Origin of the sequence: Acinetobacter sp. CIP 102136 (assembly GCF_000369685.1) — a bacterium.
GTDB lineage: Bacteria > Pseudomonadota > Gammaproteobacteria > Pseudomonadales > Moraxellaceae > Acinetobacter > Acinetobacter fasciculus.
On the sequence record NZ_KB850142.1, the window covers coordinates 1429013 to 1447936 of the forward strand.

The 18924-nt window shown below is 40.6% G+C and carries 18 protein-coding genes, 1 tRNA gene and 2 pseudogenes; 14 read left to right on the forward strand and 7 right to left on the reverse strand.

What is annotated here, in order from left to right; translation table 11 throughout:
* The first annotated feature begins 36 nt into the window (after nucleotides 1–36).
* From F893_RS12235 to F893_RS12245, 3 genes are all read left to right on the forward strand, one after another.
* Nucleotides 37–735: a DUF3820 family protein gene (locus F893_RS12235; RefSeq protein WP_004279026.1), complete on the forward strand. Its 699-nt coding sequence runs from the start codon at nucleotides 37–39 to the stop codon at nucleotides 733–735.
* A 101-nt stretch (nucleotides 736–836) separates the two neighbouring features.
* Nucleotides 837–1502: a hypothetical protein gene (locus F893_RS12240; protein WP_004279028.1), complete on the forward strand. Its 666-nt coding sequence runs from the start codon at nucleotides 837–839 to the stop codon at nucleotides 1500–1502.
* Nucleotides 1503–1702: 200 nt separating this feature from the next.
* Nucleotides 1703–2053 carry a hypothetical protein gene (locus F893_RS12245; protein WP_004731641.1) on the forward strand — a complete coding sequence of 117 codons (351 nt, stop codon included), beginning with the start codon at nucleotides 1703–1705 and terminating at the stop codon, nucleotides 2051–2053.
* A gap of 252 nt (nucleotides 2054–2305) precedes the next feature.
* Here F893_RS12245 and F893_RS12250 read toward each other — a convergent pair whose 3' ends face one another.
* Entirely contained in the window at nucleotides 2306–2524 is a 219-nt protein-coding gene (locus tag F893_RS12250) for a hypothetical protein (RefSeq protein ID WP_004645598.1), read from the reverse strand.
* Nucleotides 2525–3517: 993 nt separating this feature from the next.
* Between F893_RS12250 and F893_RS12260 the strand changes: the two are divergent.
* Nucleotides 3518–4120: pseudogene (locus tag F893_RS12260) on the forward strand (PDC sensor domain-containing protein); the annotation flags it as partial.
* 20 nt (nucleotides 4121–4140) lie between these two features.
* Here the strand turns inward: F893_RS12260 and F893_RS17535 are convergent.
* A protein-coding gene (locus F893_RS17535) for an IS5 family transposase (protein WP_155757261.1) occupies nucleotides 4141–4963 on the reverse strand; the annotation gives its coding sequence in 2 pieces (ribosomal slippage) (nucleotides 4141–4581 and nucleotides 4583–4963; 822 coding nt in all).
* Between the two features lie 40 nt (nucleotides 4964–5003).
* Between F893_RS17535 and F893_RS12275 the strand changes: the two are divergent.
* A pseudogene (locus F893_RS12275) lies at nucleotides 5004–5975 on the forward strand (diguanylate cyclase); the annotation flags it as partial.
* A 35-nt stretch (nucleotides 5976–6010) separates the two neighbouring features.
* Here the strand turns inward: F893_RS12275 and F893_RS12280 are convergent.
* Nucleotides 6011–6086 (reverse strand) — tRNA-Arg (locus F893_RS12280).
* 190 nt (nucleotides 6087–6276) lie between these two features.
* Between F893_RS12280 and F893_RS12285 the strand changes: the two genes are divergently transcribed.
* From F893_RS12285 to F893_RS12315, 7 genes are all read left to right on the forward strand, one after another.
* Nucleotides 6277–7212: an ABC transporter ATP-binding protein gene (locus F893_RS12285; protein ID WP_004279040.1), complete on the forward strand. Its 936-nt coding sequence runs from the start codon at nucleotides 6277–6279 to the stop codon at nucleotides 7210–7212.
* A complete protein-coding gene (locus F893_RS12290) occupies nucleotides 7209–7982 on the forward strand; it encodes an ABC transporter permease (protein ID WP_004279041.1) in 774 nt (257 codons plus the stop codon). The genes F893_RS12285 and F893_RS12290 overlap by 4 nt, the downstream gene beginning before the upstream one ends.
* Entirely contained in the window at nucleotides 7982–8797 is an 816-nt protein-coding gene (gene queF, locus F893_RS12295; RefSeq protein WP_004279042.1) for an NADPH-dependent 7-cyano-7-deazaguanine reductase QueF, read from the forward strand. The genes F893_RS12290 and queF overlap by 1 nt, the downstream gene beginning before the upstream one ends.
* A gap of 19 nt (nucleotides 8798–8816) precedes the next feature.
* On the forward strand, nucleotides 8817–9470 hold the full coding sequence (locus tag F893_RS12300) for a hypothetical protein (RefSeq protein WP_004279043.1): 654 nt from the start codon (nucleotides 8817–8819) through the stop codon (nucleotides 9468–9470).
* A 289-nt stretch (nucleotides 9471–9759) separates the two neighbouring features.
* Nucleotides 9760–10761: a lytic murein transglycosylase B gene (gene mltB / locus F893_RS12305; RefSeq protein ID WP_004731648.1), complete on the forward strand. Its 1002-nt coding sequence runs from the start codon at nucleotides 9760–9762 to the stop codon at nucleotides 10759–10761.
* 288 nt (nucleotides 10762–11049) lie between these two features.
* Nucleotides 11050–11664, forward strand: coding sequence for a septal ring lytic transglycosylase RlpA family protein (locus F893_RS12310; protein ID WP_004279046.1), 615 nt, complete (start codon nucleotides 11050–11052; stop codon nucleotides 11662–11664).
* A gap of 241 nt (nucleotides 11665–11905) precedes the next feature.
* Entirely contained in the window at nucleotides 11906–12361 is a 456-nt protein-coding gene (locus F893_RS12315) for an Mpo1 family 2-hydroxy fatty acid dioxygenase (protein WP_004731650.1), read from the forward strand.
* 33 nt (nucleotides 12362–12394) lie between these two features.
* On the opposite strand, the gene F893_RS12320 is transcribed toward F893_RS12315, so the two are convergent.
* The 3 genes from F893_RS12320 to rpsB all read right to left on the reverse strand — a co-directional run bounded on the left by F893_RS12320 (nucleotide 12395) and on the right by rpsB (nucleotide 14805).
* A complete protein-coding gene (locus F893_RS12320; RefSeq protein WP_004279048.1) occupies nucleotides 12395–12895 on the reverse strand; it encodes a DUF3465 domain-containing protein in 501 nt (166 codons plus the stop codon).
* 145 nt (nucleotides 12896–13040) lie between these two features.
* Complete coding sequence (tsf, locus tag F893_RS12325) at nucleotides 13041–13916, reverse strand: translation elongation factor Ts (protein ID WP_004279049.1); 876 nt, start codon at nucleotides 13914–13916, stop codon at nucleotides 13041–13043.
* A 142-nt stretch (nucleotides 13917–14058) separates the two neighbouring features.
* Nucleotides 14059–14805 (reverse strand): 30S ribosomal protein S2, encoded by a 747-nt coding sequence (gene rpsB / locus F893_RS12330; protein WP_004279050.1) that lies wholly within the window; start codon nucleotides 14803–14805, stop codon nucleotides 14059–14061.
* 207 nt (nucleotides 14806–15012) lie between these two features.
* Here rpsB and map point away from each other — a divergent pair, with 207 nt between their 5' ends.
* Together map and F893_RS12340 are read left to right on the forward strand one after the other, a co-directional pair.
* Nucleotides 15013–15840, forward strand: a complete 828-nt coding sequence (map, locus tag F893_RS12335) for a type I methionyl aminopeptidase (RefSeq protein ID WP_004279051.1) — start codon at nucleotides 15013–15015, stop codon at nucleotides 15838–15840.
* A gap of 254 nt (nucleotides 15841–16094) precedes the next feature.
* A complete protein-coding gene (locus tag F893_RS12340) occupies nucleotides 16095–17330 on the forward strand; it encodes a pyridoxal phosphate-dependent aminotransferase (RefSeq protein WP_004731654.1) in 1236 nt (411 codons plus the stop codon).
* Nucleotides 17331–17393: 63 nt separating this feature from the next.
* Here F893_RS12340 and F893_RS12345 read toward each other — a convergent pair whose 3' ends face one another.
* A complete protein-coding gene (locus F893_RS12345) occupies nucleotides 17394–18740 on the reverse strand; it encodes an MATE family efflux transporter (RefSeq protein ID WP_005252302.1) in 1347 nt (448 codons plus the stop codon).
* Nucleotides 18741–18924 lie beyond the last annotated feature (184 nt).

Below are 18924 nucleotides of genomic sequence, written 5' to 3' on the forward strand. Positions count from 1 at the left end.
ATTTTACTCTCCTCTCTTTTCAGGCACATTTCCGACATGCAGGCCATTATTCTTGATACCGAAACGCATACTTTAAATGGTCAACCCATCGAAATTGCTTATGCGCCTGTCGAAATTGTAGAGCATAAAATCAGTCTGGATAAAAGCCGCCTGTTTGATCAGCTTTATTCATGTGACGAAGCCATTTCTTTTGCTGCCATGGCCGTGCATCATATTCTGGAATCGGATCTGGAAGGTCAGCCGCATTACACTACCTTTCGCCTACCTGATGAAACCGTCTACATGATCGGCCATAATATTGATTATGACGTCCGTGCCATCGAAAAATGTGGCGTAGATACTTCAAAAATCAAGGCAATTTGCACCTTGGCTTTAGCTCGTCGGGTCTGGCCAGATGCGGAAGCACACAATATTTCTGCACTGATCTATATGATCACCAAAGGCAGCGAAAGAGCGCGTGAAATGATCCGTAAAGCACATCGTGCCGATATGGATATTATTTTAACTGCCAATATTTTGATGCATATTGTGCATCATTTAAAAATCAACAGTATGCAGGAATTATTCGATGCTTCTGAAGATGCCCGAATTCCACGTACGATTAATTTTGGCAAACATCGCGGTACTGCCATCGCCGAACTTCCTACTGACTATGTGCAATGGCTATTGCGTCAGGATGAACTGGATCCTTATTTACGTAAGGCCCTTGAAAATACGGCGATCACGACATTATAGGTTTTATCAAAACAAACCTCAGTATTTTAATAAATACTTCATATTAATGTAATTTTCACAGACTATGCTCTAGCTGAATTTTAGCAACAATCTATTCAGCTATGATGCATTTTTATAAAACTCAACGTGGGATCGAGGTGCTACAGGATCGCTCCATCCCACTGACCGCACGCCAACGCCGCTTACTGGTTCTGATCGGCAGCCAGGATTTCAACTTATTAAATGATGGCTTAAAACAACAGCTTGCTCCTGCCGAACTCTTAGATCAGCTTTATGCCATGGATTTAATTATTCCAGCTGAAACGGGCGAGGTAGCCATCAGTCAAAAGCAGGCTGATGCAAGAACAGATACAAAAGTTGACCTGGCACACTCCGAGATTCACCGATCGTTGGACTCATCGATAGCAGCAGCTTCTGCGACAAAAGAACTCCATCCTGAGATGGAATCCATTAAAGTAGCGCAGGACATTCCATCTGCTGAAACGGATTCAAGCCATGCAAAAAAGCTGCCTGAACTGCAACCTATGTCTTTTGAAGACCTTAAATATATGATGATGGAAAGCTTACAAAAATATTGTGGCTTGATGGCCAAGCAGCAAATTCATCAGATTTTACAGGCGCCGGATACGCGCAGTTTAAAACTGTGCCAAATGCAATGGATTACGTCCCTTCAGGAAAGCCGTATTGCTCCCCAAGAATTGAATCACATTCTGAAGCAGATCAATTTTGCTTTAGACCAATTGCAGCAAAATGAAGCGCCTGAATAAGAATATCTTAGTCTTTTAAACTCTTAAATAAGCGAGTTTAACAATGAGGCAGCTTTAATTATTTAAGATAACTAATTGGTTATTTGATATATTTATATTTAAGCAAAATTTAAAGCTCGAAATATCCGACTTAAGCGTGATAGAAAAAGAATTATAATCCCGCCATATAGTGAGCATAGACATCCGATTGGATCATGTATATGTCACATTATTTAGAATTCGATGCGTTCGATAATCCCATGCAACTGAGTAAAGTTGGCAATTGGGTAATTACCTTTTTAAGTCCGGTTGAAGAACTGCAATTTGTGCAACTGGCGATCACCTATGTACTTCCCCGCCAGATCAGTGACAGCTTGCAACCGCGCCGTGTGTTGATTCAAAAAAGTCCCATTGAGCATCATTGGCTGATCCAGGCCATTGAATGTTTTGACAGCACGACTCGTCAGGAAATTTCTTTAAGCCCTGAGCATACAATCGCACAGCAAACTTTAGTGCAGATTCTAAAAGATTTTGAAAAATATGATGTGAATCTGCAGCTTAAACAGATTTAAATATTTGCTCACTCCAGCGAGCTTTTTTATTGTTATGGGATATTTCTTCGGCCAATTAAAGCCCATTATCACGTTGTCTTCTCTTAGATATTGAATCAGAAGCTGATTATAGCTGCATACAGTAGTATCCAAGCTAGCAAACACCAAAGTATAAAAAACTCACCTAAATGGTGAGTTTTTTATCTGCTGAATCGGTGATTTCGGATAAATAAGTTCAATTTTTTTCTACCTATCTGAAGTTCACTGATTAAATTATTCGATAACGCGATAAATATTTGAAGATTGTTGGCTTTCAAACAACAACTCAATACTCGGCAGAATGGTTTCACCATCCACCACGATGTGTTCAATTTTTTTGACCAACTCAGCTGCATGATGAATGTTGTGCTCTGCAAAGGAACGCAGCATCGCTTTCGCTTCAGTCACTTGGCTAAATTGATCTTTCACTTTGATATCAATCATCTTTGACATTTTTCCTTCCTCTCTCATTATCCAATTTGCAGTTTTTTATACCATAATTAGCCAAGCGATTAATCTTCAAGATGTTAGCGAATTTGGCAATGTAAACTTTTTTATCTGAATGGATTATAAGAAAAAAAATATTAAACTGAATGAATTGTGCAGACATTAAAAAAGCTCGCATTTCTGCGAGCTCTGTGTTGGATGGCTAGTGCTAGATTTATTGTCTGGTGATAAACATCAAACTCAACTAACTGTCATTGATCCGTCCAACTTATCGGTAGCGTCTTATTGATTTTACGACCTACCATGAGTTGAATATAACAGTATTTTTTTAGCCGACAATACCCTTTTACACTTCTAAAAGAAGACTTATACAAGATTTCAATTGTCATTTTTTTAAAGCAGATTAGAATATTTATGGCTTGCCATCCGAAGAATTTTGTATTTATATCATCTTTATTTAATTCATTGATTTCTAGAAAAATATCTTATTAAGTATACGATTTCCGATTGAATAGCCCGCTCAATACTTTCTTTCCTAACCTCTAATAAGCGCTTCAAAATTTAAACTCGAATATGATTTTTTATGAAAAAATACTTCCGGAAAAGGACGCAATATTCAAAGAAACTGCTGTCATAGAATCTATACGACTAATTTTAAAAGGTTATTTTCAAAAATTGGCGATAATTCAATCTCCTCATTAAGGTCAATTAACCATATTTTTGTCTGAGTACTTCATCATGTAGAGGGACGGATCAAAATTATTGAATAGATTTTCTGAACGTTAAATGTCATATTTTTATTTGTAGCATAGTTAAATATTCAGAACCTTACTCAGCTTTTCAAAGCTACCCTATTTACATGCAATCGATCTGTAAACTCTAAATTTGATCAAAATAAAAACTCCTACTTAATAGAAATTTAATTTTATATCAACCTTAAACATTGAATATAAATGCAATACAATGCTCATAAATACATCGAGATATATCTAATTTTTTATGTCAGCTAATAATTTTAGGAAACACCTTGATCTCAATTTAAGGCAGTTAATACTTTTATTGGCTATTTTTAGTGTGTCTAGCCTTTTTATTATTTCTCTCATTATTAGCTATCAGATCGTCAAAAATCAGTTAATCGACAATTCCCTTGCCTTAAATGCTGACCATGCACATAAAATTGCATTAAGCACAGACAACCATTTTAGAAATATGCTTCTTGAACTGGACTATAGTGCCAAGATATTAGGTCAAGACTTTAATAACAATGAGCTGAGAGAAGCCGAGGTCAATAAATTAAAATATCAGTCTGAACATTATAACAGTGTCGTAATCAGTGATACTCAAGGCAGACTAATCAATTTTTCACCGAATATTCTGAATATTGATAAAAGCAAAATACAACATACTCAAGGGATTATTGACTCTCTCCATAAAAAATCGACTTATATATCTTCACCCTATTTTTCTGTGCAAAAAAACATGATCGTGTTTATATCTCAACCTATTTTTGACAAGTCAAATCACTATCAGGGCTTCATCGGTTCAGCGATTTATTTAAAAGAAAAAAATGTAATTAATCAGCTTCTAACCACTTATAAAAATTAGATCTCTTGCGAAAGTCATTATTGAAAATTTATCCGGTTTACCAATGCAGCTATTAAGTTGACGCGTAAACCAAATCTTTTCCGTCTATTTCGATAGCGTTCACTTAATATTCTAAATGTTTTCAATTGACTATTGATGTGTTCGATCACAACTCGTATTTTTCCAATCATTTTATTGTACTTTTTCTCAACATCAAATAAGGGTAAATTCTTCTTTTTCTTTATTGGCATCAATAATTTAAAGCCATCTTGCTCTAATCCATAGTAACCTAAATCGGTCATAACATATTCACAATGTTTGAATTTCTTAACCGTTTTTCTTGCCAGTTTAATGTCATGCTGACTGCCATTCGATATATCTAGCCCTATGATTTGTTTGCTCTTCGGATGATAGATCACTTGTACTTTTAGCGTATGTTCCTTCTTTTTACCACTGTAGAACTTACTCTGATTTTTTTTTCGGGCGTTCTATTGAACATTCTGTGGCATCAATAATGACCCAGTTAAAGTGTTCGTCTGCTGTGGTAATGCTTCGTTTTGGCAGAGTAAAACGTCTTGATTTCATTAATGCATCTTCAACTTTTTTAATGGTTCGATTCACATTGCTTTCAGCGATATGGTAATTTGCCGCCAATTCCAGTTGAGTGCTGTAGTTCCGTAAGTAATTGAGCGTTAATAACAACTGATCCTCTAAATCTAAAGTATGAGGACGACCTGATTTCTTTTTGAGTGATTCTGCTTTTTCTAAAACATCTACCATTTCGGTAAAAACTGGTCGAGGTACGCCAACCAGGCGTTTAAATTCAGAATCTGAAAAACGGTTTAATTTCTGATATCTCATGAAATCTATATTGAGGTGGTTTTTACTTTCGCAAGAGGTCTATTATAAGAATAGTTATATGTATGTGATTAACAATGAAAATAAAATTATTTTTCATCCGGATCGTGAAAGAATTGGGCAATGGGCCAGCAATAATACTAGTCTGGAATATATGCATGCGCATAAAAATGGTCAAATTCGTTTAATCAACAGCCAGGGCGTTGATAATCTGGCAGGTTTTTCTCATATTCCGACTTCAAACTGGATCGTGGTTTCCCAGCAACCTACCCATGACTTACTTAAACAGGCAAATTCTATCCTCTATAAATTAGCCGCAGGATTCTTTTTATTTTATCTGCTTGTTTTTTATATTGTATGGCGACTGTCTGATTCTATCTCGGCCCCATTGAACCAACTGGCAGATATGGCGAGTTTACTGAATCAGGCAGAAATCGGCTCAAAAATTAAGGATATCCAGCCCTGGTACTATGAGGTCACAAAATTCAAGTTAGCCCTACTGCTGAGTGTTCGAAAATTTTCACAACAAATGAGCAAGATGGATCATCATATTAATACAGATCCTTTAACCGGCTTGATGAATCGTCGTGGTTTGAATTATGTCATGACTCAAAACATGAAAATGAACATCCCTTTTTCAGTGCTTCTGATGGATGTTGATCATTTTAAAAACATTAATGACAATTACGGTCATGATCAAGGTGATGTTGTCTTAAAGCATATTGCCAAGACGATGCAGCAAAAATTTCGTAAAGATGATATTTGCTGCCGTTATGGCGGTGAAGAATTTATCATTATTATACCGAACAGCAATCTTACTGAAGTTTATGAAAGTGCAGAAAGGTTCAGAAAAGAGATTGCATGTAAAGAAATTCACAACATAGGTTTCATCAGCATTTCGATTGGTATTGCTTCTTGGCCAGACAGTTCTAAAAATATTCTAGACGTTTTGAAAATTGCCGATAACAATCTTTATCGGGCGAAAGATGATGGCCGCAACTGTGTGCGTTACTAATTTGATTTATTTTTCAGATTTATAGATTAAATAAATGGTGCGCTCAGCGGGACTCGAACCCACGCCACAGGCTTCGGAGACCTGTACTCTATCCAGTTGAGCTATGAGCGCATCTTTTTTGGATCGCGCACATCATAACAAAAAAAAGCATAAGGTAAAGCAACTATCTCTAACTTCATCATTTTTATGCTTAAGCTTTATACAATGTTCCAAAACAGCAACACAGAATTGCGTGTGAATCACTTGGCTTATTTTGCGAGATCACTCACAATATCTCAACTTTTCACCATTTGAGATATTCATGACTGATGCACTGATCTTAAGGGATGTGTCAAAGACCTATCGCAATGGCTTTCAGGCATTGAAAGGAATTAACTTAAATGTACCAGAAGGTGAATTTTATGCGCTATTGGGTCCTAATGGCGCAGGAAAATCTACTACCATCGGTATTATCAGCTCATTAACAAAAAAAACCTCCGGTACAGTCGAAATTTTTGGTCATAATCTGGATATCCACCCCTCTCAGGCCAAACAGTGCCTAGGCGTAGTGCCTCAGGAATTCAACTTTGCCCAGTTTGAAAAAACCTTCGATATTTTGGTGACTCAGGCAGGCTATTACGGCATTCCTAAAAAAATTGCACAGGAACGGGCGGAGCTTTATCTGACCAAACTGGGTTTATGGGAAAAGCGTTCCACTCAGGCCCGCATGTTATCCGGCGGGATGAAACGTCGCCTGATGATTGCGCGTGCCATGATGCACGAACCGAAACTGCTGATTCTGGATGAACCGACAGCTGGCGTTGATATTGAGTTGCGTCGTTCGATGTGGGAATTTTTGAACGAGATGAATGAAAAAGGCACCTCCATCATTCTGACCACGCATTATCTAGAAGAAGCGGAAATGCTGTGTCGCCGCATTGCGATTATCGATCGCGGTGTGATTAAAGAAGACACCACCATGAAAAGCTTCCTAAGTCAGCTCAATGAAGAATCGTTTATTTTTGATCTGGCCGAACCGATTGAACCTTTGCATCTGGATATCATCGGCGTGCGATTTAACCTGATCGATCCGATGACCTTAGAAATTACCATGGACAAGGCACATACCATGAATGATCTGTTCCAGTTACTGGAATCACAGAATATTCAGGTACGCAGTATGCGCAATAAATCCAATCGTCTGGAAGAACTTTTTGTGAAAATGGTCGAGAAAAATCTGGATGGAGCTGCGCAATGAACATTAATCAACTCAGCGTAGCTTTATATACCATTATCTATAAAGAAGTCCGTCGCTTTATGCGCATCTGGCCACAGACCCTGTTGCCACCTGCAATTACCATGAGCCTGTACTTTGTGATTTTTGGTAATCTGGTCGGCTCACGCATTGGAGAAATGGGCGGCTATAGTTATATGGAGTTCATTGTGCCCGGTCTGATTATGATGGCCGTGATCACCAACAGCTATGCCAACGTCTCGTCTAGCTTCTTCAGCTCAAAATTCCAGAAAAGTATTGAAGAACTGATCATGAGTCCGGTACCGATGCATGCCATTTTATGGGGTCATGTATTGGGCGGTGTGATTCGTGGGATACTGGTTGCGATCATTGTCAGTGCAGTGAGCTTATTTTTTGCCGATTTATACATCACCAACTGGTTTGTGACTATATATACAGTCTTGATTACTTCCCTGCTGTTTTCCTTGGGTGGTTTTATCAATGCCGTCTATGCCAAATCTTTCGATGATATCTCGATTATCCCGACTTTTGTGTTAACGCCACTGACCTATTTGGGTGGTGTATTTTATGCTATTTCGAGCTTAAGCCCATTCTGGCAAAATTTATCTTTAATTAATCCTGTCGTGTATATGGTGAATGCTTTCCGCTATGGCATTTTAGGGCATAGCGATGTCAATGTCGCCATTTCACTGACAGTAATTACCTTATGTTGTGCCGTGCTGTATGCAGTGGCCTATCATTTACTCTCCCGTGGTTCAGGAATGCGTGAATAATGAGTGTAGAACAATCTCTCCTTGGTAAAGACACCAATTACCCGACAGAATATCAGCCTGATGTTCTGTTTCCGATTTCGCGCGCGCCTGCCCGTGAACAATACGCACATGTCGAAGCGATTCAGCAAGGTGCAGACTGGTGGCATGTATTTGAAATTTCCTGGTTAAATTCAACCGGTGTGCCGCAAGTGGCTATTGGCCGCATTAGCTTGCCAGCGTCTTCGCCGAATCTGATTGAATCCAAATCCTTAAAACTGTATTTCAATAGCCTGAATTTTGCCAAGTTTGAATCTCAAGATGCCTTTATCACGACGGTCGAAAAAGATTTATCTGCTGCGGCTGAAGCTGAAGTTAAACTGCAATTGTTTCAGGTCGATGAATTAGAGATCAGCAAGCCGGAAGGCATCTGCATTGACGAGCTGACACCTGAGCGCCTAGAAAATCATCCAGATGCCAGTTTATTGGCTTTGGATTCGGATGATGCAGCAGAAGGTGAAATCCAGCTGTATTCACATTTACTCAGAAGTAACTGCCCAGTCACTGGCCAGCCGGACTGGGGAACAGTTTTTATACGTTATCAAGGTAAAAAACCTTGTTATAAGAGTATTTTAGCTTATATTATTTCCTACCGTCAGCATAATGGGTTCCACGAACAATGTGTGGAGCAGATGTTTGCCGATATCTGGCAGCAACTGAAACCGGAAAAGCTGATGGTCTACGCAACCTATACACGCCGTGGTGGATTGGATATCAACCCTTGCCGTGTATCGGATTTAACATGGATGCCTCGCCCTATTCGTTTAGCGCGACAATAAAAAACATTGAGGTTGAACAATGCCATTTTTTGGGTTTATTCCTTCTGCAGAGCTTTTAAATACAATTCAGACTGCACAAAAAAACAAAAATTCAAGTGAGCCGCTTTACCCATTGCGTGATAAAACCGCATTAATGATTAATGATGAAATTATTGATGCGATTCTTACCGAGCTGGTGCGTCGCTTTCCTGCCAGCGATAAACGTGATACTGCGGAAAAACTGGCTGGCTATATCAAGTCGACTGTTGCGGTTTTACTGAAGCAGCTATTGAGTAAAGCGCCGAACGATGTGGTCAGAGAGTCAATTGCATTCTCTGAGCGCAGTCTGTTTAAAGATCCTGAAGGACATTTACGCATTGGTGAATCACTGGATGCCAGTCTGGTGACGAATTTAAAACATCATTACGCAGAACTTAAAGCCGGTCAGACTATTGATAAACAAGCGTTCAGCAACCTGTACAAGCAATTTGGTGAAGCGACAGTACGACATTTTATGGTCGACTTTAATAAAACCCTGGATCTTGGCATGATCAAACGCAAGGCAGCAGATATTGGCGCATCTGCAGTGATCAAGGCCATCAATATGGCAGCAGATAAAATCATTCTGAATTTGAATAAAGATGAGCTGCGCGCCATGGCCGAATATCACGACACTTTGTTCTATACAGAATAGTTCAAGATTTTCTACAAATCTTGAGGAATTAGCCTGACTTCGGTCAGGCTTTTTTATGATCAGTGAAATAGCTTGTTACAGATAAGCGACTCTATAAGACAAACTGCCGTAAAAATAGCCAATCCATCGCTATTTTTGTATAAGCGGCTAGGTCTCTTATTCATCCGAATGTTATCTTTAATCTGGCACTTTAAGCCTCACGATTGAAAAAATTTTATCAATCTTTTTCATGGCATGATTCAAATGACATCGCCAGCAACTCATCAAAAAAACTGGAAATCGTAGCAAGATGTTGAAATCGGATTTTTATAAAAAGTTTAAGCAGCTTTCAATCGCACTTACCGCATTTGGTCTCAGCAGTTTGAGTCTGGCCAACGATTTCCAATATCACCCTTCTTATGCCGCTTTTAAGCAGAATGCCATGCAGAGCTATGGGCTAAGTGCCCAGCAAGTAGATTCTGCCATGAGTGGGACGCGTAACCTGCCCAATATCATCAATATCATGAATCGCCCAGGTGAAAGTAAGCCTTGGTATTCGTATAAGACTAACTTCTTAGCTGAATCTACCATTCAGCGCGGCGTACGTTTTAAACAGCAATATGCAGAAACGCTTAACCGTGCTGAACAGCAGTTTGGTGTACCACAGGCGATCATTCTGGGCATTTTAGGTGTAGAAACCGGTTTTGGTAGCAACAAGGGCTCTTTTGTCACTCGTGATGCCCTAGCAACCTTAGGGTTTGGCTATGAACGTCGTGCCCAGTATTTTCAGGATGAACTGGCTGCTTTAATTGCCTGGTCGTATAGAGATGGGGTTGCCACCTCTTCTGTGGTGGGTTCGTATGCCGGCGCTGTTGGCTATCCGCAGTTTATGCCGAGCAACATTCCAAAATTCGGCGTGGACTACGATGGCAATGGTCATATTGACCTGCGTAACTCAGCGGTAGATGCGATTGGTTCGATTGCCAACTATCTGGCACAGCATGGCTGGCAGCGTAATCAGCCCATTGCCTTTCCGGCACGTTATACCGGTTCAAATCCAGATACCGTGATTGCCAAGGATCTGACTCAACCTACCCCCTATGGTGTGTTAAAAACGCAAGGCATCAGCCCAATGAATCCAATCGTAAAAATTGACGATCTGGATCTGGTTAATGTAATTCAATTACAAGAAAATTATGGCTCGATTTACTACATCACTTATCCAAATTTTCAAGTGATTACCACCTATAATCGCAGCCGTATGTATGCCACTGCTTTGTGGTTATTAGGTACCGAAATTACCAGCCGTTAACACTAAAAATTAATACAAATTATGAAAGTCAACATTTTTATGGATTAATTTGTGCGTATTTTAAGCAATTTTAATATTACGTTACAATATTGATTATTTTTTGATCAATAATTGTTTATTTTGCGTTCTTTTTTTAACTATTTTAATTAAACACTAGACAGGGTATTGCCGACATGAATATTATCCATTTCGTTAAATGTAGTTGCATAAGTTAAATATCAGGCATGTTTACATGGTTTTTCAGCCATTTATGAACAACCAATAGATATGCTGTTAGGAGTTGATTCGATGCATTCTTCAATTTTGAAGTCTTTTATGGCCATTGCCACGATCGTCACGCTGACGCAATCGCAGGCAGATATGGTTCCGTCATCTTCATTCACCAATGAAAATGATAATTCGCGTCTTGCAACGCGAGTACTCAATAAAGAAGCTCAAAGCTTCAATTCAAATTTCACAAATTTGAACAGCCTTTCAATCACTGAGCGTTCTGGCGATAAAGTTCGCCGTGAAACCATTGCAGCGAAAATTGAACTTCCTGCAGAAGAGCCTTCAGTGATTGAAAAACTGAATACAGTGGCTTCTAATACTGTACGTAAATTCAGTCAGACAGGTACAGCGTCTTGGTATGGTCGTCAATTCCACGGCCGTAAAACCGCAAGCGGTGAAACCTTTGACATGAACGCAATGACAGCTGCTCATCGTAGCCTGCCATTGAACTGCTATATTCGCGTAACCAACCGTAATAATGGCAAGAGCGTCGTGGTTAAAGTAAATGACCGCGGTCCTTTCCATGGTAACCGTGTTGTTGATTTATCTTACGGTGCTGCGAAACAGTTGGGTATTACCAGTGCAGGTACTGCAAAAGTCAGTATTGAACGTGTCGCTGGTCCAAATTCTTAAGATTTGACCTGCAACACATTTAACAAAAGCCACAGCAATGTGGCTTTTTTATTGTGCTCATTTTCTAGAAGAATATAAACGCTCCTGCTCAGCCCTATCTTAAAGTTCTTTCAAGAAAATTTTGGTAGGCTCATCCTGCCTGATAAAATTCGCTCGCTTGCATGATTAACTTTTGACCATATCCGGATTCTGCTTTATATTTCCAGATAAGCAAAAACATGTTCATGGAATGGAGCGAAGAATGAAAACAATATCTGAATGGTTTGATGAATATAGCGACAGCCATCAAAATAAAACCAACAAGCTGATTCACTGGGTTTGCGTACCGACCATCTATTTTTCGATTATTGGCATTCTGGCGCATTTCAGCGCTTTGCTGACTACCCTGCTACTGGTTTTGGCTTTTATCTTCTATGCACGCCTAGATCTTGTTTTGGCAGTAGCGATGGCTACGTTGACTTTGGTCATGGCCTGGCTCATCTGGATTCTGCCAGTCGGTACCGGTTTCTTTATTGCCCTGTTTGCCTTGGCCTGGATTGGCCAATTTTATGGGCACAAAGTGGAAGGTAAAAAGCCTTCATTCTTCAAAGACCTCCAATTCCTCCTCATTGGCCCAATTTGGTGCATGGATGCCTATTTAGGTAAAATCCTACCGAACTGGAAATCACGCCATAACAGCGCAATTATGAGCATTTAAACGCTATATTCGATTTATCCAATCAGAAGAACCTTATTGATAGGTTCTTCCTTGATGTTTTAACCAGCCAGCGACATGTTTTCGTGCAGGGTCATGATGCGTCCAGTGAATCACCCCACCGTTGTCACTGTATTCATATTCTCCATAAAACTCGACCTGATCCTGTTTTTGAATATTCTGAATACGCGGTGCCAGATCGATATTATGTGCAACCAGTATAGTTTGGCCATTTGGTAACTCGAGGATAAACTTTTGATGACGCGATCCTTCATGATCATCTGGTAAAACAGCAACCACCTGCCCGCTTGAACGAACCTGTAGATCACTCTGGCGATGTTGAAACGCCCGTGCAATTCGATCCAGATCATCAGTCTTTTGAGACGGTACTAAGTTAGGCTCTGAATCAAGCGTTTCAATTGTAGTATCAGATGCGGATGGAATAAGTGGTTGGGATTGTTGTAGATCCAGGCCCAGATAAGCAGCAATCAACAGTGCAATGACTGCACCGATGCTCAGATTGGTTTTATTTGGCATTTTTATAACTTTTTTATTAAATGATGAATACATGATCTGAGCTCTATCACCAAACCCAAATCCTATTCTTGAATTGCTGATGAAGAATAAATCAACATAAAAAAGCCCCATCAATCAGATAGGGCTTTTTCTAATTCCCAAGGAATTATTTTGCAGCAGCTTGAGCAGCAGCAACTTCTTCAGCGAAGCTCATTTCTGCTTTTTTCTCAATGCCTTCACCAACTTCGAAACGAACGAAGTTTGCAACTGTAGTACCAGTTGCTTTAAGAACGTCTGCAACTTTCTTGTCGTTGTCGATTACGTACATTTGACGCTCAAGCACAACTTCATTCAAGTATTTCTCAACAGAACCTACAACCATCTTCTCAACGATATTTGCTGGCTTGCCAGATTCAAGTGCTTTCGCTTCAGCAATTTCTTTCTCTTTCGCGATAAGCTCAGCAGAAACGCCTTCAGCATTTACAGCAACTGGGTTGAACGCAGCAACGTGCATTGCCAAGCCTTTACCTGTAGCTTCATCACCCGTGTAAGAAACAACAACACCGATTTTAAGACCGTGTTTGTAAACTGCAAGGTTTTCGCCTTCAACAATTTTCGCACGACGTACTTGGATGTTTTCACCGATCTTTTGAACAAGAGCGATACGCGCTTCTTCAACAGTTGCACCATCTTCTAGTTTCAATTCAGCGATTTGAGCAGGATCAGTTACGTTTGCAGCAAGTGCAGCAGCAGCAACTTTCGCAGAGAAACCAGCAAAGTTTTCGTCTTTTGCAACGAAGTCAGTTTGACAGTTAACTTCTAGAAGAAGTGCTTTGTTGCCGTCTTGAGCAATTGTGATTGCGCCGTCAGCAGCAATGTTACCTGCTTTTTTAGCAGCTTTAGCTTGACCAGATTTACGTAGGTTGTCGATCGCTAGTTCAACGTCGCCGCCCGCTTCTGTCAAAGCTTTTTTACATTCCATCATTGCAAGACCAGTACGATCGCGCAATTCTTTAACCATGCTTGCTGTAACTGCAGTCATGTTTATCTCCTAAATTCGGTAGAAAATGAATTCTTTTTAGAACAGAAACGGCCCAGAGGAGTTCTCATGGGCCGCCTGCATACATAACGCTTACTTTGCCACCATCACATGTCGCAAAAATGACAAGCTAGCGTCAAACGCATTAAGCCTCAGAAGCTGGAGCTTCTTCTGCTTTAGCTTGTGCATTTGCTTGTGATTGAGCATATTCTTTACCAGCAAGAATCGCATCAGCCATAGCAGAAGCATAAAGTGTTACTGCACGGATCGCATCATCGTTACCCGGGATAACGTAGTCTACGTTGTCTGGGTTAGAGTTTGTATCAACGATACCGATTACAGGAATACCAAGGTTCTTCGCTTCTTTGATTGCAATCGCTTCGTGATCAACGTCGATTACGAATAATGCGTCAGGTAAACCACCCATGTTTTTAACGCCGCCTAAGCCACGCTCAAGTTTTTCCATCTCACGAGTACGCTCTAGAGCTTCACGTTTAGTCAGCTTAGCGAAAGTACCGTCTTGAGATTGAGTTTGAAGGTCTTTTAAACGGTTGATAGATTGGCGAAGTGTTTTCCAGTTCGTCAACATACCACCTAACCAGCGGTGATCTACATATGGTTGACCAGCGCGTTGAGCTTGTTCACGGATGATCGCAGAAGCTGCACGTTTAGTACCAACGAACAAAACTTTGTTCTTTTTGCTAGCCAAGTTGTTAGCAAAGTTCAAAGCATCATTTAACGCAGGAACAGTGTGCTCAAGGTTGATGATGTGAATTTTGTTACGCGCACCAAAGATGTAATCACGCATCTTTGGATTCCAGAAACGAGTTTGGTGACCAAAGTGCGCGCCAGCTTGAAGAAGGTCGCGCATGCTTACGTTGTAATCTGCCATTTTCTTTACCTTAAAGTTTGGGTTAGGCCTCCATATACCCGCATTCTCCACCCTAAAGGGCACCCAGAGTAATGTGTCGATATATGTGCGGATTTTTTTGCCTCATCGCACAAAGCCCGTGAAATTTATTCACGAAAAAGCATTTGATAAAATGGGCGGCTATTTATACCATAGTCACACACAAATTTCCAAAAGTTTTTAGAGATCATGAACAACACTTATCAAGCTCCACGTCGACTCATCAAAACCCCTGACGAAATTGAAAAAATGCGTGTGGCAGGGCGACTGGCGGCAGAAGTTTTGGATATGATCAAACCGCATATTGTTCCAGGTGTCACCACTCTGGAACTTGATACGATTTGTCATGACTATATTGTCAATCAACAACAGGCAATTCCTGCATGCTTAGGCTATGGCGCTGCACCGGGTCGACCTGCCTTCCAACATACTATTTGTACTTCTGTAAACCATGTGGTGTGTCACGGCATTCCATCAGACAGTAAAAAATTGAAAAAAGGCGACATCCTGAACATTGATGTGACCGTGATTAAAGATGGCTACCATGGTGACACCAACATGATGTATATCGTGGGTGGTGAAACTTCAATTCTTGCCAACCGTCTATGTAAGGTAGCGCAAGAAGCCATGTACCGGGGTATTGAAACTGTAAAACCGGGTTCAACTATTGGCGATATTGGTCATGCCATTCAGCAGTATGTTGAATCTGAGCGTTTTGGCGTGGTACGTGAATATTGTGGTCACGGTATTGGTACGACTTTCCATGACGAACCGCAAGTGCTGCATTATGGTCAACCAGATACTGGCATGGTGCTTGAAGAAGGCATGACCTTTACCATTGAGCCAATGGTCAATGGCGGCGACTGGAAAACCAAATTACTCGGTGATAAATGGACAGTGGTCACCAAAGATCACTCATTGTCGGCACAATATGAACATACAATTCTGGTGACTAAAACCGGCGCGGAAATTTTAACAGCACGCCCGGACGAAGATTTGTCACGCTTTAGTGCGTAACCACAACATCAACAACACAAAATGGTCACTTTAAAGTGGCCATTTTTATTTTATATTTCATGCATCAATATGCATGACCGAGATGTAACAAGTCTCTCCTCGCCTGCTCCCAGCGCATCGAAATTCAAGATAAAGTTCGGTCAATACACCATTTTTTCCTTAAAGTTTTCCAAATTCTTTTGCCCTATCTGCACCATTTTAGGCTAAGATAATGTGCTTTTTATTTTTTAATCCCTATAAGAAGGAATACTGCCGTGGACGTACGTCTCTCTGATCGTGTGAATGCCATCAAACCGTCCCCTACGCTTGCTGTGACCAACAAAGCTGCTGAATTAAAAGCTGCAGGTCACAACGTGATTGGTTTGGGCGCAGGTGAACCAGATTTTGATACCCCTCAACACATCAAAGATGCAGCAATTGCAGCGATTAACAACGGTTTCACCAAATACACCGCTGTTGACGGTACGCCAGGTCTTAAAAAAGCCATTATTGCTAAATTCAAACGCGACAATAACCTAGACTATGCAGCAAACCAGATTCTGGTTTCTTGTGGTGGTAAGCAATCATTCTTTAACTTGGCACTTGCTTTGTTAAACAAAGGTGATGAAGTGATTATTCCTGCACCTTTCTGGGTAAGCTACCCGGACATGGTGATCATCGCTGAAGGCGTACCAGTTATTGTGAAATGTGGTGAAGAACAACGTTTCAAAATCACCCCTGAACAATTAGAAGCTGCAATCACGGACAAAACACGTCTAGTGGTATTGAACAGCCCATCTAACCCTACAGGTATGATCTACACTAAAGCTGAGCTTGAAGCGCTGGCTGGCGTACTTCGTAAATACCCAGAAGTATTTATCGCATCTGACGACATGTATGAACCAATCCGTTGGGATGACGAGTTCTACAACATCGCAACTGTTGCTCCAGACCTTTATGACCGCACGATTGTGTTAAACGGTGTGTCTAAAGCTTATGCAATGACTGGCTGGCGTATCGGCTACGCAGCGGGCCCTGCTAAACTGATTGGTGCAATGAAAAAGATCCAGTCTCAATCAACTTCTAACCCAACTTCTATTTCGCAAGTTGCTGCTGAAGCTGCATTGAATGGTCCTCAAGACGTTCTTGAACCAATGATTGAAGCATTCAAACGTCGTCATGACCTAGTTGTGAAAGGCTTGAATGATATTCACGGTATTTCTTGCTTGCCTGCTGATGGCGCATTCTATGCATATGCCAACATCAAACCGTTGATTCGTGCCAAAGGTCTTAAATCTTGCACAGAATTCTCTGCATGGTTACTGGAAGAGACTGGCGTTGCAGTGGTTCCTGGCGATGCATTCGGTCTTGGCGGTTTTATGCGTATCTCTTACGCTACTGCTGACGAAGTACTGGTAGATGCCCTTGCTCGTATCAAGAAAGCTGCTGATTCTATCGAAGGCATTGATGCTGCGATTGCTTCAATCGAAGCTGAAAAAGCTGCAAAATAATCTAGCTTCCTAGATAAAAAAACCCGCGAATTTCGCGGGTTTTTTTATGTTCTTCAACATGTATTAAACAGTGAGTCGTATTCGCTTATAGCTCAAGTATTTAATGAGCAAACAAACAAAACATAGACTTGCTGCAATCGTGTACGCAATACTCAACATCCACCAAAAACCATGAATCCCCAATGCATTGCTTTGCCAATTGAACAGTGTCATTGGATGATACGTCACATACCAACCACCACCTAAGCCCACGACCAGCACGGTACTGATAAAAATAAACATCGGTCTGACAATTTCTCGCCAGCAACGTAGCATTGCCAAACTAATCACCAGTAGCGCATCAAAGATATGCATCCAACACATTAACAGGATCAATGCCAAGGCTAATGCAATCACCTGCGCATCATTGCTAAATAACCCCACAATCCAACTATCTAAGCCCCAAATAGTCAACGCGACAACGATAGCTATTAGCATCACAGCCATCAGTGCCCGCTTACTGAGTTGCCATGCAGCATCAATCTGCTCCGCACCAATTTGAGTCGACACCAAAATACCGAAGGCGGATGCCATCGACATCGGCAACATAAACATCAGGCCCAATAAACCAAGCATCACCTGATGTGCATTCACTACAATGTCACCCAAAGGCAAGATCAGCAAAGCAATCGCGCTGATGGCAAATACATCCACAAAAGTCACCACCGCATTGGGCAATCCAATTTTTAAAATTTTCAACAAAGTCTGCCAGTGAAAGAAAACACCAGACCACTGGATCTTTAACTTCTGCTCAAGGAAGAAAAAATAGTAAACAAACAACAGTACCCACTGCACAATTAAATGTGCCATGAATGCACCTTCAACCCCATAGCTTGTAACATAACCCTCAATGCCATAAATCAAGACATAAGCCAAAGCCACTTTGAGCAGTAAATAGATCATATTGGCGTAAAACACACGCTTAGCCTGCCCACAGGCTTGGGTGAAAATATATAAAATACGCAACAATAAATGCGCTGGAATCGTCCAAGCCAACAGCCACAGACATGGCACAATCAATGCCTGTAAGGCCGCATCTGCCTTTAAAAAATAAAGTAAAGGAGTCGCATGATTAAACAAGTACATCGCAACAGCAGAAATCACCAGTACAATCAAAATACTTTGCTTCACGATACGTTGTATATCCGCATAATCCTGACGTCCATTGGCTTCTGCCAGCTCTTGCATCATGCCCTGTAACACCCCAATACCCGTCACAAAGCACAAAGAATAAACAGACAAACAGACTGCCAATGCAGCCACATGCTGAGGTGAAAAATGTGATAGAAAAATCACGTCGAACAAACTACTGAGCATAATAATGGCATTACTGAGAAAAATAGGCACCCAAAGATGCAGAAACTGTTTCATCACCCTATCACTCGATTTTTTAATTCTTTTATAAGATTCGTTTTTTTTGGCAGATTATTTAGATCTGAGATATTTCATTAGAAATGTATACCAGTATCGTGCCATAAATTATTCTATTTCTTATTTTTTATAAAAATGATTTTACTCAGGTGCAGGCAATGCACTTCTTACAAAATAATCCGCC

What these genes read in the sequence shown, in the direction of transcription:
- F893_RS12235 (WP_004279026.1), top strand. Translation starts at nt 37, where the DNA reads ATGCAGGCCATTATTCTTGATACCGAAACGCATACTTTAAATGGTCAA.
- queF (WP_004279042.1), top strand. Translation starts at nt 7,982, where the DNA reads ATGAGTGTAGAACAATCTCTCCTTGGTAAAGACACCAATTACCCGACA.
- F893_RS12310 (WP_004279046.1), top strand. Translation starts at nt 11,050, where the DNA reads ATGCATTCTTCAATTTTGAAGTCTTTTATGGCCATTGCCACGATCGTC.
- F893_RS12320 (WP_004279048.1), bottom strand. Translation starts at nt 12,895, where the DNA reads ATGCCAAATAAAACCAATCTGAGCATCGGTGCAGTCATTGCACTGTTG.
- F893_RS12315 (WP_004731650.1), top strand. Translation starts at nt 11,906, where the DNA reads ATGAAAACAATATCTGAATGGTTTGATGAATATAGCGACAGCCATCAA.
- rpsB (WP_004279050.1), bottom strand. Translation starts at nt 14,805, where the DNA reads ATGGCAGATTACAACGTAAGCATGCGCGACCTTCTTCAAGCTGGCGCG.
- F893_RS12240 (WP_004279028.1), top strand. Translation starts at nt 837, where the DNA reads ATGATGCATTTTTATAAAACTCAACGTGGGATCGAGGTGCTACAGGAT.
- F893_RS12290 (WP_004279041.1), top strand. Translation starts at nt 7,209, where the DNA reads ATGAACATTAATCAACTCAGCGTAGCTTTATATACCATTATCTATAAA.
- tsf (WP_004279049.1), bottom strand. Translation starts at nt 13,916, where the DNA reads ATGACTGCAGTTACAGCAAGCATGGTTAAAGAATTGCGCGATCGTACT.
- F893_RS12300 (WP_004279043.1), top strand. Translation starts at nt 8,817, where the DNA reads ATGCCATTTTTTGGGTTTATTCCTTCTGCAGAGCTTTTAAATACAATT.
- map (WP_004279051.1), top strand. Translation starts at nt 15,013, where the DNA reads ATGAACAACACTTATCAAGCTCCACGTCGACTCATCAAAACCCCTGAC.
- F893_RS12285 (WP_004279040.1), top strand. Translation starts at nt 6,277, where the DNA reads ATGACTGATGCACTGATCTTAAGGGATGTGTCAAAGACCTATCGCAAT.
- F893_RS12250 (WP_004645598.1), bottom strand. Translation starts at nt 2,524, where the DNA reads ATGTCAAAGATGATTGATATCAAAGTGAAAGATCAATTTAGCCAAGTG.
- F893_RS12245 (WP_004731641.1), top strand. Translation starts at nt 1,703, where the DNA reads ATGTCACATTATTTAGAATTCGATGCGTTCGATAATCCCATGCAACTG.
- mltB (WP_004731648.1), top strand. Translation starts at nt 9,760, where the DNA reads ATGTTGAAATCGGATTTTTATAAAAAGTTTAAGCAGCTTTCAATCGCA.
- F893_RS12345 (WP_005252302.1), bottom strand. Translation starts at nt 18,740, where the DNA reads ATGAAACAGTTTCTGCATCTTTGGGTGCCTATTTTTCTCAGTAATGCC.